The sequence below is a fragment of the Candidatus Nanopelagicales bacterium genome (genome assembly GCA_018003655.1).
In the GTDB taxonomy this organism is placed as follows: Bacteria; Actinomycetota; Actinomycetes; order S36-B12; family UBA10799; genus JAGNDY01.
On the sequence record JAGNDY010000002.1, the window covers coordinates 1 to 13,186 of the forward strand.

Here is a 13,186-nt window from a genome sequence, read left to right on the forward strand (position 1 = left end):
ACATCGTGTTGGCATGTGCGGGTGACGTAGTGACCCAGGAGACGATCGCCGCCGCGCAGATCCTCAAACAACGACTGCCCGCCATGCAGGTCCGGGTGGTCAACGTCGTGGACATCATGGCGCTGCAACGGCCGAAGGACCATCCGCATGGGATGAGCGAGTTGTACTTCGACGAACTCTTCACCGACACCGTCGATGTGATCTTTGCGTTCCACAGCTTCCCGGGCGCAGTGCATTTCCTGGTGCACGGTCGACCCGACGCGGATCGCTTCCGAGCACGCGGATTCATCGAGCAGGGAACCACGACGACGCCTTTCGACATGGTGGTCCGCAACGAGGTTTCGCGCTATCACCTGGTGATGGACGCTCTCAATAACGCCAAGCGAACCGTGAAGGGTGCTGCCGAACTCAAGCAGTGGTGCATCGACCAGTTGGCGCGGCACGAGGAGTACGTCGTGGAGAACTTGATGGACATGCCGGAGGTGCGGGACTGGTCCCTCGACTCGGACATCGCAGGCTGACGGTGACCACGCGCATCGCAGTAGTGAATGCGGGCTCGAGCAGCCTCAAACTGCAGATCCTGGACGGTTCGCAGGAGGTCGCCGCACTGACGCTTGAGCGGTGGTCGGCGGATGCGGCCCCGGAGGAACTTGAGGAGTTCATCGATACCGCTGGTGAGCTCGAAGCGGTTGGCCACCGAGTGGTTCACGGCGGCTCCGTCCACAGCGGACCGGTCGTGCTCGACGACGCTGTGGTCGACTACTTGGAGTCGCTGACGGACCTGGCCCCGCTGCACCAACCCAAAGCCGTTGCTGCCATTCGGGCACTGCGCGCGTTGCTACCCGAGGTACCTCAAGTCGCCTGCTTCGACACGGCATTTCACTCCACGATCCCGGCGGCGAATGCCACCTATGCCGTGCCCTGGGAGTGGACCCAGCGCTGGGGTCTACGCAGGTATGGATTCCATGGGCTGTCGCACGCCTATGCCAGTCGCCGTGGTGCGGAACTCGCGGGGCGCGACGTTGCCGACGCTCGCATTGTCACCTGTCACCTCGGTGCCGGGGCCTCGCTGTGTGCGGTGCGAGACGGCGCCAGCGTCGACACAACGATGGGCTTCACGCCGCTGGAAGGCCTGGTGATGGCAACGCGCAGCGGGTCGGTCGACCCGGGCATGGTGCTGTGGCTGCAGGAACACGCAGATCTGACCGTCGACGACCTTTCGGTCGGCTTAACCCGCGAGGGCGGCTTGGCGGGGGTGTCCGGTGTCGGTGGTGACCTCCGTGATGTCAGTGACGCAGCGTCCGCCGGCTCCGACCGGGCGGGCCTGGCGCTGGCGGTCTACGACCACAGCCTCGCGAGCCTCACCTCGGCGATGATCACGTCCTGCGGCGGTCTGGATGTCTTGGTCTTCACCGGCGGAGTCGGCGAACACTCAGTCGAGCGCCGCGGGCAGCTGGTGGCTTCACTGGCGTACTTGGGCATCGAGCTAGACGATGCCGCCAACCGCGCGACGCAGTCCGACGGCGTGATCAGCAGCACCGCGTCCAGTGCGGCTGTGGTCGTCGTGACAGCACGCGAGGATCTGCAAATTGCCAGCAGCGTTGAGCAGCTGTTGCTGAACGGCTAGCCCTGTTCGTCGCTGCTTCGCTCGGACGAGTCGCTGACGCCCTCGGAATGCTTCGGTTTAATGACTGTTCCTGCGTGGGCAACGGCTGTCGGGTCCTGCCGAGTCTTGATCAGGCTGGCAATCGCCGTGATCGTCAAAATCACCACGATGACCGCCAGCGAGGTCAGTGTCGGAATCTTGGGAACGCTCGCCCAGGTCTCGTGTGCCCAGGTGAGAACCAGCTTGATGCCGATGAAGACCAGAATCACCGCAAGACCCAATGACAGGTAGACCAACCGATCCAGAAGGCCCTTGAGCAGGAAGAACAAGGCACGCAGCCCGAGCAGCGCAAACGCGTTCGCTGCGAACACCAAATACGGATCCTGGGTGACACCAAAGGTGGCCGGAATCGAATCGAGGGCGAACAGGAGATCGGTCGAGCCGACTGCGATGACGACGAGCAGCAATGGTGTTGCTGCTTTGACTCCGTCGATCTTGGTGAAGAACGCGGTGCCGTGATAGTCGTCGGTGACCGTGAAGCGCTTACGCGCCAGCTTGGTCACCAAGTTCTCGGAGGGTTCGGGATCCTCATTGCGGTGTCGGGCCAACTGAATCCCGGTCCAGATCAGCAACGCACCGAAGATCACAAAGGTGAAGGAGAAGTACGCGAGCGCGGCCGCACCAACGGCAATAAAGATGGTGCGGAACACCAGCGCCAAGATGATCCCGAACAGCAGCACCCGCTGTTGCAGGGCGTCCGGAACCAGGAACTTAGCGAAGATGATGGCGAAGACGAACAAGTTGTCGACCGACAGGCTCTTCTCCACCAGGTACGCGGAAAAGAACTCGGTGCCAGCGGTCGTGCCTTGCCACCAGAAGATGACGATGCCGAACACCACCGCCACCGCGATGTAAAACACCGACCACCAGGTCGCCTCTCGGATTCCGACGTGGTGTGGCTTGTGGCTTATCGCAAAATCGAGCGCGAGCAACCCGAGGATCACAACTACGGTGGCGACCCAGATCCAGATGCTCACGTCGAGTCTCCTTCGTCGTTGCGTTTGTCGAACTCATGCTCGCCTTGACTGTCCGTCGGCCTTGCCGGGTCAGACTCGGCACCACCGAGGTGCCGTAGCCCCGAACCCGCGCCTCTGACGGGCCGCTCGGGGTGGGAGCCTGCTGCCGCCTTAGGCGCCATCGTTGGGTGGCGCTTCACTGCGACGATGGAAGTGATCGCGGTGACGGCAAGAATAGCGACAATGACTGCGAGCGATGTAAAGGCTCCTATCTGGGGCACGCTCAAGCTCGTCGTGCCGTGGAGGGCCTCCAGAATCAGCTTGACCGAGATGAAGCAGAGGATGAGCGCAAGACCCTTGTGCAGGTAGATCAAGCGATCGATGAGCCCGTTGAGCAGGAAGTAGAGCTGCCGCAGTCCCATCAGCGCAAAGGCGTTCACGGCAAAGACGATGTAACTCTCCTGCGTCAGACCGAAGACGGCTGGGATTGAGTCCAACGCAAAGAGCAGGTCGGTGGTCCCAATCGCCAGCACGACTAGGGCCATCGGAGTGATCACCCGATGACCAGCCACGCGGGTGATCATCTTGTGACCGTCGTAGTCGGGCGTGGACGGAAGCCGCTTCTCGGCAAACCGAACGATGGCGTTGCCGTCCGGGTCTGGCTCCTCGTCGCCGGAGAACCACACCTTCCAAGCGGTCCACAGCAGGAAGGCTCCGAAGATGAAGAAAACACCGATGAACGCCTCGATGATGGCGGCGCCGATGATGATGAGAATCGTCCGCAGCACCAACGCGATCAGGATGCCGATCAGGAGAACCCGGTGCTGGAGTTCGGCCGGAACGGCGAAACTGGCGATGAGCACGACGAAGACGAACAGGTTGTCCACGCTCAGCGAATACTCGGTGACGTAGCCGGCAAAGAATTGGCCAGCGATCTCCGCACCCTGGACGTAGTAGACGCCAATTCCGAAGACGATTGCGGCGGCGATGTAGATGATCACCCAACGGGTCGCCTCGCGAACGGTGAAGGCGTGCGGGCTGGCGTCGACCAGGATGAGGTCAAGCGCGAAAACTAGGAGGACGCCCCCGATGGTGAGTGCCCAGACCCAGACGGGAACGTTCACCCGTGGCCCGCCTCGCGCATCTGCCGCAGCTCTTTTTTGAGGTCCGAGATCTCGTCCCGGTAGCGACCAGCTAGCTCGAACTGCAGCTCGGCCGCTGCCGCGTGCATTTGTTCGGTCAACCTGGTGATCAGGTCGACCAGATCACGAGCGGGCATGCCGTCGCGGTCAGCGACCGTGACGCTCGTGGCGCTGTCGCTTGCCTTCGCCCGGGATCGCATGTCACCCCCGGCAACGCGACCGCGCGAGCGACTGCGTCCCGATCCCCCGAGCAACTCCTCGGTGTCAGCGTCTTCACGAGCGAGTAGGTCGGTGATGTCGGCGATCTTCTTGCGCAACGGCTGTGGGTCGACGCCGCGCTCCACGTTGTAGGCAGTCTGCTTGGCTCGGCGACGGTTGGTCTCATCGATTGCTTTGCGCATCGAATCGGTGATGGTGTCGGCATACATGTGAACCTCGCCGGAGACGTTTCGCGCGGCGCGACCGATGGTCTGCACCAGGCTGCGTGCAGACCGCAGGAAACCCTCTTTGTCGGCGTCCAGGATCGCGACGAGGCTGACCTCGGGTAGATCCAGGCCCTCGCGAAGCAAGTTGATGCCGACGAGGACGTCGTAGAGTCCCTGCCGAAGTTCGCGCAGCAGTTCCACCCGGCGCAAGGTGTCCACCTCGCTGTGGAGGTAGCGGGCGCGTACTCCGTTCTCCAGCAGATAATCAGTGAGGTCCTCGGCCATTTTCTTGGTCAGCGTTGTGACGAGAACCCGCTCCTTGACGGCGACCCGCGTCTGGATCTCGTCGAGGAGGTCGTCGATTTGGCCCTTGGTTGGTTTGACGATGATCTCCGGGTCGAGCAGGCCAGTCGGTCGGATCACCTGCTCAACAACGTCGTTGTCGACCTTGGCCAGTTCATAGGGACCTGGGGTCGCGGACAGGTAGATCGTCTGGCCGATCCGGTCGACGAACTCCTCCCACCGCAGCGGCCGGTTGTCCATCGCGCTCGGCAGCCGGAACCCGTGGTCGACCAACATCCGCTTGCGCGACATGTCGCCCTCATACATGCCGCCAATCTGCGGCACCGTCACGTGCGACTCATCGATGACGAGCAGGAAGTCCTCGGGGAAGTAGTCGATCAGGCAGTTCGGTGCACTCCCCTGCTCGCGACCATCGATGTGACGCGAGTAGTTCTCGATACCGGAGCAGAAACCGACTTGCTGCATCATCTCAATGTCGTACTCGGTTCGCATGCGTAACCGCTGGGCTTCCAACAAGTGGTTGCCCTTCTCCAGCTCGGCCAGGCGACCTTCAAGCTCCGCTTCGATGGCGGTGATCGCGCGTTCCATCCGTTCCGGACCGGCGACGTAGTGCGAGGCGGGGAAGACGTAAAGCTCACTGTCCTCAGTCAGGATCTCGCCGGTCACCGGCTGCAGGGTCATCAGCCGTTCGACTTGGTCGCCGAAGAACTCAATGCGGACTGGATGCTCCTCGTACACCGGGAACACCTCGAGGGTGTCGCCACGAACTCGGAACGTGCCTCGAGTAAAGGCGAGGTCGTTGCGGCTGTATTGGATCTGTACCAGTCGACGCAAGATCGAATCGCGATCGTATTCTTCGCCGACACGAACCCGCACCATCCGATCGATGTACTCCTGCGGCGTCCCCAGACCGTAGATGGCACTGACGGTCGCGACCACGATGCAGTCCCGACGGGTGAGCAGCGCATTGGTCGCGGAGTGCCGAAGACGCTCGACCTCCTCGTTGATGGAGGAGTCCTTCTCGATGTAGGTATCGGTCTGCGGGATGTAGGCCTCGGGTTGGTAGTAGTCGTAGTAGGAGACGAAGTACTCGACCGCGTTGTCAGGCATGAGTTCGCGGAATTCGTTGGCCAACTGCGCCGCCAGCGTCTTGTTGGGCGCCATGACCAGCGTCGGGCGTTGGAGTTTCTCAACCAACCAAGCCGTGGTCGCGCTCTTGCCGGTTCCGGTGGCACCTAGCAGCACGACGTTCTGGTCATCCGCCTCGATCCGGCGGGCGATCTCCGCGATTGCCGCTGGCTGGTCGCCGGCCGGTTCGTACTCGCTAATCACCCGAAACGGGGCAACGGTTCGTTGAAGGTCGGTAACGGGCCTCGCCATGGCCCAACGCTACCCCGCCAGCCCGGCCGTGCCCCACGCCGTTGGCTCGACAACGTCCGCTGTGGCCCGGGGCCGCTCACCCCTATTCCACTTTGCTACCGGTACACGCCGTGTGGCGTCCCTTTCACAGCCGCCTACCGGCGTGTGCCGGTTGCAAAGTCGGGTGGGTTGTTGCTGCAACGCTGACCGTGACGGTTTCCACAGCTGAGAGATGGGCGGCAGCTGGCACCACACATTCGCTGGACGCTGTTGTGATGCCCTCAGATGCCGCCGCTTTCGCAACCACCGACCTGCTGATCGACCTATTTGGCGGCTTGCCATTCCGCGGGCGCGACGCGCAGCTTCGAGGTGTGCGAAGGAAGCGGCTTGACGCAGCCGCAACCATTGGGCTGTTGGGCCGAATCAGTCGAGACGTCTACGTGGTCAAGCAGCTCACAGACGGTGGGGACGACGACCAACTCCACGAACGGGCGCTCGCGATTCAGTTGGCGATCCCGGGGGCGGTCATCAGCCACGAATCCGCGGCTCGTTTGCACGGCCTGGACTTCCGGAGACGTTGGCGCCGCAGGCACGAAGGAGATCTTGTGACTGCGACGGTCCCGGGAGGGAGCCATCTCGCGCGCGACGGATACCGCACGGTTTCGGCGCGGGTTCCGCAGCAGCAACGCGTCACCATCGACGGGATTGTGACGACGGGCCCGGCACGGACCGCAGTTGATCTTGCCAGACAGTCAAATTTGGGCGATGGCCTTGCCGTCTGCGACTCCGCGATGCGCAAGCTCGTGCTTCGTGCCGCGTTGACCATGAAACTCGACGATCGTGTGGCAGTTCACCGAGATGACCTCCGGACGCGGGCACGGGAAAGCCTCGAACTCGTAGCCAGAGACATGCCCAGGTGGCCGGGCATTCGCCCTGCCCGGCGAGCAATTCTGGAGGCCGACCCGGCGTCCGAGTCACCACTTGAGTCCGCTTCCCGTGCGGTGGCGATCACTGCGGGTCTCCCGGCGCCGAAGGTCGGGTGGCCCATAACGCTACCCAACGGGCGCACGGTTTGGGGTGACCTCGTTTGGCTTGAGGAGCGTGTTGTCGGCGAGGCCGACGGCGCGTTGAAGTACACGTCGCGAGATGACCTCATGCGCGAGAAGCTGCGCGAGGACGCATTGAGGTCCTGCGGCTGGACGGTCGTTCGTTGGACCTGGAACGAAGCAGTCGTGGAGCCCCATCTCCTCGTCCGCAAACTCCACCGGGTGCTTTAGCAGCCGGGTAGCGCTCATCGCAGCCGATGCGTGCCGACGTGACCCCACCACCTTGCTACCGCAACACACCGGAACGGAGCGAGTTCAACCCCAGTCGCCGGTGTGTTGCGGTAGCAAAGTGGAGCAGGGGTGAGCGGGCGAGGACCACCCGACGGGCGTGGGTGGAGGTAGCGTGGCGCGGGTGCGGAGGCTTGGAGCGCAGGAGTGCGAGGCGATGGCCGAGGCGGCCGCTGGTCACTTGCACGCCGCCCACACCGCTCAGGTGATGACCGGTGACCGGATCGCGATCGTGGTGCCAGCCGAGGGAACGCCGCACGAGGAAGCTGCTGAGATCCAGGCACACGTCCTCGGGCTGGTCATGGGTGCTTTGCGAAGCGGGATCATCCCGGTGATGGTGAATCCCGCTCTGCCGCCAGAGGCTCGCGAGCAGATAATCGCCGATGCCGAAGTGTCGTTGGTGATCGACGACGCGGACTCCCTCTTCACACTCACGAGCACCCGGACAGACACCCCACCGGCTGAGCTTGCACCGATACCACTCGGTCGACCGATGCACTACACGTCCGGAACGACGGGACGATCGAAGGGGGTCTGGAGTGGAATCTGGGACGAGCAGACCGCCACCACGGCTTGGGCAGATGAACAGCAACAGTGGGTGTTCACTGGTCAGGATGTGACCCTGGTTCACGGCCCGCTCGCCCACAGCGGGCCCCTGCGGTTCGCCATGCTGGTGCTACTCGCGGGTGGCACCGTGTTGCTGCCCGGAGCTTTTGACGCCCAGCGCATCGCGGACTGCCTCGTCGAGGACAGGCCCACGCACGCGTTCGTCGTGCCCAGCCATATCCAACGGTTGATGGCCTTGCCGGGCGGACCGCCACCGTCCCCGTACCGCCTACTGACCCACGCTGGCGCGGCGTGCCCGGCCCCGCTCAAACAGCAGATTCACGACTGGGCCGGAGTCGACCGAACGTGGGAGTTCTACGGCTCCACCGAAGGCCAGTTCACCGCATGCAGCGGTCGTGAGTGGGAACAACGCCCAGGAACGGTCGGTCGGGCTCGCGCCGGACGAACGCTCACGATTCGCGATGGCGTCATCTGGTGCCAAGTTCCGCGATGGTTCACGTTCGAGTATTGGAACGACCCCGAGAAGACCTTGAGGGCCTGGCACACCAACGACCAGGGTGGTCGTGAGTTCTCCGTCGGTGACCTCGGTCGCCTCGACCAGGACGGCTACCTGTGGCTCGTCGGCCGCCGCGACGACCTCATCATCACCGGTGGTGTCAACGTGTACCCCGCGCAAGTCGAAGACGTCCTCTTGGCACATCCGTCCGTCAGCGAGGTCGCAGTGTTTGGGATCGAGGATGAGCAGTGGGGTCAGCGCGTTTGTGCGGCCCTCGTCCTCCACGAGGACCCCGCCGCGAGGAGCATGGAGACAGCGGCGACCGAAACCGTGTTGCGATCCATCACCAACCACGCAGCAGGGCATCTGGCCGGGTACCAACGGCCAAAGAGCTACTACCCGACGAGCGATCTGCCCCGCACTGAGTCGGGCAAGGTGCGCCGCACCGAACTACCGGAGTTCCTCGGCCTCGGTTAGGAGAACAGCGGCGGCGCAGCGTCAAGACGCCGCCACTGTCGAGATGCGGTCCCACACCCGGTCAACGTGGTCTGCAAGATCCGCCAGCGTGCCGGAGTTGTCGATGACCTCATCCGCGATCGCCAAGCGCTGCTCGCGGGTCGCCTGCGCGGCCATCCGTGCGCGGGCATCCTGCTCCGTCAGTCCCCGAACCAGCAAGCGCTGGACGCGCAGATCATCAGGACAGTCAACGACCACCACTAGGTCGTAGGCATCAGCCAAGTTCAGCTCGGTCAGCAGCGCAACATCGTGCACAATCACCGCGCCATCCGGTGCATCGGCGTACATCTGCAAGGTGCGCTCACGAATCAATGGGTGCGTGATGGCATCGAGTCGCTGACGCGAGGCCTCGTCGGCAAATGCAACGGTGGCCAAGCCTGCGCGGTCAAGCGAACCGTCAGCCTGGATGACGCCGTTGCCAAAGGCCTCGGCCAAGGCAGCAAGACCTTGGGTGCCCGGTGCCACTAACTCACGCGCGATCGCGTCAGCATCGATGACATAGGCGCCCCGCGCCGCCAACAATTGGGCCACCGTCGACTTCCCCGAGCCGATTCCACCCGTCAGGCCGACTCGTACGTTGCCCATCGCTACGACCCGGCTGCCCGCTTGGTCACAACCCGGAAGACCGGCCGTGGCAGATGTCGCAAGGTCGACATCAACGGCCGGACACCCGCGGGTGCCCACACCAGCGAGGAACCCTTTCGCAAGGCTTTGACGGTCTGTTCGGCGACGACCTCCGGCGTGGTGGCCAACGGCGCGACCGGCAAGCCCTCGGTCATCTTGGTGTGGACGAATCCAGGACGAACCACCAAAACCTGAATCCCTGATCCCACCAGCGAATCAGCCATTCCAGACGCCCACGCATCGACGCCCGCCTTGGTGGATGCGTATACGTAGTTGTCCAGTCTCGATCGCTCGGCCGCCACCGATGAGAGCACCACCAACGAGCCATATCCCTGGGTGCGGAAGCGCTGAACCGCGATGGTGCCGGTGAGGATCGCGCCGGTGTAGTTGACGTCCAGCAACTGCCGGACGCCGTCGAGGTCCTGCTCGCAGTCCACCCCGGTACCCAACAGACCGAAGGAACTGATGACGCAATCCACGGAGCCACCGGAGAACGCTGTGTCGAAGGCCGGCTCATATGTCTCCTGCTTGGCTGCGTCAAACTGCACAGCGACCACGTTCAGGCCTGGGTGTTCGTGCGATAACGCCGCTATCGCCTCCGCAGCGGAGTCCACGGAACGAACCGCCAAGAAGACGTCGGTCAACCGTCCGTCCTTCGCCAACTCGCGCACGATCGCGAGGCCAATCTCGCTTGTGCCTCCAAGCAACATGATTCGTTGCATCGCACCCAAACCATCGCGCATGTCGTGTCCCACTCTCATAGCTACCGAGATCCCCTAGATACCGAGCCGAGTGGCCAGGTCTGACTGCATCCGCCTCGACGGGTCGTAGCGGTCCCGCACTGCTTGCCACTGCCGGAGCTGCGGGTACATCGTGTCGACCAGGTCAGGCCGCAGCCGCGAGTCCTTGGTGAAGTAGATCCGGCCACCGGCCTGCGCCACCTGCTCGTCGAGCCGATCGAGTACCCGTCCGAGGCCCGCGACCCGTGCGGGGATGTCGAGCGCGAGCGTCCAGCCGGTCATGGGGAAAGAAAGCGGGGCCTGATTGCCCGGTCCGAAGCGTTTGAGGACGGTCAAGAACGACACGCCCCCGGTCGCCGCGATGGTTCGTAGCGCGCGGCCGATGAGTTCCGAGCCCGAGTCGGGGACGACGAATTGGTACTGCAGGAATCCGGGGGCACCATAGATGCGGTTCCAGTCACCGACCATGTCGAGTGGATGGAAGAAGCTCGCCATCGACGTCAACTGCGCGGCGGCGGTCTTCGGAGTCTTGCGGAACCACAGTTCGTTGAACGCCGCCACCGACAGCTTGTTCAGCGACCTACTCGGAAGGTTGATCGGGAATGCGACTGGATCGCTGATCGACATCGCTAGGGGATCAGCGCGGCCCGGAGTGTCAGCGGCCACCGCGTGATCGCCGTGGCTGATCAGCCCGCGCCCGAACCGCGAGCCCTTCGCCAAGCTATCCACCCACGCGACCGTGTAGGGCACGGACTTGTCGATCTCCATCATCCTCGACATGACGTCGTCGAGGTTGGCTGCGCGCTCGTTCGTGGCCTTGATCAGGGACGACTCGATCGGCTGCAGCTGCACTCGTGCGCGGGTGATCACACCAGTCAGGCCCATGCCCGCCACGGTCGCCCAAAAGAGCTCCGGTTCCGATTCCGGCGAGCAGTTCAGCACGGTGCCTGCCCCGGTCACCACGGTCAGGTCCACGACGTGCTGGCCGAAGCTGCCAACGGCGTGGTGGTTCTTGCCGTGCACGTCGGAGGCAATCGCGCCGCCTACCGTCACATATCGAGTCCCCGGCGTGACTGGCACGAACCAGCCTTTTGGCACAAAGGTTCGGATCAGGTGATCAATCGACACCCCAGCCTCAACGTCGACCACCCCGGTCGTCGCGTCGAATCCGAGGATGCGATCGCACCTGGTGAGGTCAATCGTCGTGCCGCCGGCCACTTGCGCCGCGTCGCCATAGGAGCGGCCCAGGCCTCTGGCGATCACCGAGCCCTCGGCTTGCCCGACGACGTCTGCGACGTTGCGGTAGTCCTCTGGGACGACGACGTCAGAGGTGACTGGCGCTGTCCGGCCCCACCCCGCGATGAGCCTGCGGGAATGTCCGGTGACGGCAATCTCGGTCATCTCGCGGCCACCTGCGCTACGAACAGTCCGACCCAGATCAATCCGAGGATCAACAGCACCGGATCAGCCAGGACAACGTCCTCGGGTGCTTCGGCGAGGGCAGCGTCAGCATCTCGGGCGAATCGCATCATCGCCAGGGTGAACGGAATGATCGACAAGGATGCCCACGGGCCTGCCAGCGGATGGGCACGGTCGATCTCCAGTGCCCAGAGGACATACCCGACCAGGGCCACCGAGCCGGAGATCGCTATCAACGTGCGCAGGTATCCCGGGGTGTAACCAGCCAGTGATCGTCGGGTGATCTGCACCGACTGGTCTTGGGCCATGATCTCCGAGTACCGCTTACCTACCGCCATGAACAGCGCTCCGAATCCGACGACGACCAGGAACGCGTTGGAGATCACCACACCCGTGGCGACACCACCAGCGATAGCTCGTAGGAGAAATCCGGCGGCGACGCTGGCGACGTCGAGCACTGCCTCGTGCTTGAGACGCCACACATACGCTGCCTGAAGCACCAAGTAGCCCGCGATGATCGCGGCCAAGCGTGGGTTGCCAAGTAGCAGCGGCAAGACCAGCGAGATCAGTGCCAGCACCGCGGCAACGACACCGGCGGTCCGCGGCGAGACGATTCCAGCCGCGATTGCACGGTTGCGTTTGGAGGCGTGCTGGCGGTCGGCCTCCACGTCTAACACGTCGTTGGTCATATAGGTCGCGGAGGCGGCGCAACAGAAGATGAAGAAGGCCAGCAGCGTCCACAGCAGTGCCTTGGGCTGCAAGATGACACCAGCCGCCACGGGTGCGGCAAACACCAAGACGTTCTTGACCCACTGTTTGGGTCGGGCTGCAGTGAGCAGTGCGCGCGCGCGAGTCATGACGTCCTTCGGAGGACCATCCAGAGATTCCAGGAGAAGACCTCTCGGAAGCCAGGAACCAAGGTGATCCAATTCGCCCAACTCGGGTAATACCGCGGACGCGCCTCCACCAGTTCCGCGTTGCCGAGGCTTTTTGCCCACTTGAGCCCGTCAGCGACCGAAACGCGGTAGAGGTTCTCGTCGACGCGATGCTTGCCGCGGTGTCCGTGCTTTCGCTCAAAACGGCGAAACGCATGCTCGGCACCGAGGTAATGGTGGGGAGACATCTCGTGCCCACCCCACGGCGATAGCCAATTGGTGTACGAGATGACGGCGTAGCCGCCGATCTTCGTCACGCGCATCATCTCGTTGCCAAATGCCGCTGGATCAGGAACATGCTCAAGCACGTTCGACGCGAGCACAATGTCAGCACATCCAGACCGAAAGGGCAGAGCGAGGCCATCGCCCGCGATTGGCAACGCGCGGTCCGACGTCGCAAACTCCAGCATTGACACGTCGGGGTCGAGTCCCGCGTAAATGCTTCCTGCGTCAACAAAAGCGTCGGCGAACTGAGGTCGGCCAGCGCCAATATCCAGGACGACAGCACCGTCGACGCTCCGGTGGCGCTCGATCCCGCGGATCGTGTCAGCCGCGAGGGTCGAGTAGAACACCTCTGGCTGAGTCTGCTCTAGCCGGAACGCCTTGAATAGATCGACCGAGCGGCGAATGCCGTCGCGTCCTACCGTTTGTCCCGCCACGAGACGCCACCCTAGCCAATCGCCGGCCAAAGCCTGGCAAATCGG

The 13,186-nt window shown here is 63.4% G+C and carries 12 protein-coding genes; 4 read left to right on the top strand and 8 right to left on the bottom strand.

Features of this window, described 5'->3' with window-relative positions; translation table 11 throughout:
* Both KAZ48_00665 and KAZ48_00670 read left to right on the top strand, forming a co-directional pair.
* Window positions 1-521 (top strand): phosphoketolase (locus tag KAZ48_00665; GenBank protein ID MBP7971282.1); only part of this gene is annotated, 521 nt, incomplete at its 5' end.
* A 2-nt stretch (window positions 522-523) separates the two neighbouring features.
* The gene (locus KAZ48_00670) at window positions 524-1,627 is read left to right on the top strand and encodes an acetate/propionate family kinase (protein MBP7971283.1); all 1,104 of its coding nucleotides are present in this window, start codon (window positions 524-526) and stop codon (window positions 1,625-1,627) included.
* Here KAZ48_00670 and KAZ48_00675 read toward each other — a convergent pair.
* Genes KAZ48_00675 through uvrB form a run of 3 tightly spaced genes read right to left on the bottom strand, consistent with a single transcriptional unit; the run spans window position 1,624 to window position 5,872 of the window.
* Window positions 1,624-2,643, bottom strand: coding sequence for a TerC family protein (locus KAZ48_00675; protein ID MBP7971284.1), 1,020 nt, complete (start codon window positions 2,641-2,643; stop codon window positions 1,624-1,626). The genes KAZ48_00670 and KAZ48_00675 overlap by 4 nt on opposite strands.
* Window positions 2,640-3,746, bottom strand: a complete 1,107-nt coding sequence (locus KAZ48_00680) for a TerC family protein (GenBank protein MBP7971285.1) — start codon at window positions 3,744-3,746, stop codon at window positions 2,640-2,642. Before KAZ48_00680 ends, KAZ48_00675 begins: the two co-directional genes overlap by 4 nt.
* Window positions 3,743-5,872 (bottom strand): excinuclease ABC subunit UvrB, encoded by a 2,130-nt coding sequence (gene uvrB, locus KAZ48_00685; protein ID MBP7971286.1) that lies wholly within the window; start codon window positions 5,870-5,872, stop codon window positions 3,743-3,745. The genes KAZ48_00680 and uvrB overlap by 4 nt, the downstream gene beginning before the upstream one ends.
* A 188-nt stretch (window positions 5,873-6,060) precedes the next feature.
* Between uvrB and KAZ48_00690 the strand changes: the two genes are divergently transcribed.
* Both KAZ48_00690 and KAZ48_00695 read left to right on the top strand, forming a co-directional pair.
* A complete protein-coding gene (locus KAZ48_00690; GenBank protein MBP7971287.1) occupies window positions 6,061-7,128 on the top strand; it encodes a hypothetical protein in 1,068 nt (355 codons plus the stop codon).
* Between the two features lie 181 nt (window positions 7,129-7,309).
* On the top strand, window positions 7,310-8,725 hold the full coding sequence (locus KAZ48_00695; GenBank protein MBP7971288.1) for an acyl--CoA ligase: 1,416 nt from the start codon (window positions 7,310-7,312) through the stop codon (window positions 8,723-8,725).
* 21 nt (window positions 8,726-8,746) lie between these two features.
* Here the strand turns inward: KAZ48_00695 and KAZ48_00700 are convergent, their stop codons facing one another.
* From KAZ48_00700 to KAZ48_00720, 5 genes are read right to left on the bottom strand one after another with little or no spacing between them, the layout of a single operon-like run.
* On the bottom strand, window positions 8,747-9,349 hold the full coding sequence (locus tag KAZ48_00700) for a dephospho-CoA kinase (protein MBP7971289.1): 603 nt from the start codon (window positions 9,347-9,349) through the stop codon (window positions 8,747-8,749).
* A 2-nt stretch (window positions 9,350-9,351) separates the two neighbouring features.
* Window positions 9,352-10,131 (bottom strand): SDR family NAD(P)-dependent oxidoreductase, encoded by a 780-nt coding sequence (locus KAZ48_00705; protein ID MBP7971290.1) that lies wholly within the window; start codon window positions 10,129-10,131, stop codon window positions 9,352-9,354.
* A 33-nt stretch (window positions 10,132-10,164) separates the two neighbouring features.
* On the bottom strand, window positions 10,165-11,529 hold the full coding sequence (locus tag KAZ48_00710; GenBank protein MBP7971291.1) for an FAD-binding oxidoreductase: 1,365 nt from the start codon (window positions 11,527-11,529) through the stop codon (window positions 10,165-10,167).
* Entirely contained in the window at window positions 11,526-12,404 is an 879-nt protein-coding gene (locus tag KAZ48_00715; GenBank protein ID MBP7971292.1) for a decaprenyl-phosphate phosphoribosyltransferase, read from the bottom strand. Before KAZ48_00715 ends, KAZ48_00710 begins: the two co-directional genes overlap by 4 nt.
* Window positions 12,401-13,141, bottom strand: a complete 741-nt coding sequence (locus KAZ48_00720; protein MBP7971293.1) for a class I SAM-dependent methyltransferase — start codon at window positions 13,139-13,141, stop codon at window positions 12,401-12,403. The genes KAZ48_00715 and KAZ48_00720 overlap by 4 nt, the downstream gene beginning before the upstream one ends.
* Window positions 13,142-13,186: the final 45 nt, after the last annotated feature.

Excerpts from the sequence above, each read along its gene's own strand:
- KAZ48_00705 (MBP7971290.1), bottom strand. The coding sequence starts at position 10,131 with ATGCGCGATGGTTTGGGTGCGATGCAACGAATCATGTTGCTTGGAGGC.
- uvrB (MBP7971286.1), bottom strand. The coding sequence starts at position 5,872 with ATGGCGAGGCCCGTTACCGACCTTCAACGAACCGTTGCCCCGTTTCGG.
- KAZ48_00700 (MBP7971289.1), bottom strand. The coding sequence starts at position 9,349 with ATGGGCAACGTACGAGTCGGCCTGACGGGTGGAATCGGCTCGGGGAAG.
- KAZ48_00710 (MBP7971291.1), bottom strand. The coding sequence starts at position 11,529 with ATGACCGAGATTGCCGTCACCGGACATTCCCGCAGGCTCATCGCGGGG.
- KAZ48_00715 (MBP7971292.1), bottom strand. The coding sequence starts at position 12,404 with ATGACTCGCGCGCGCGCACTGCTCACTGCAGCCCGACCCAAACAGTGG.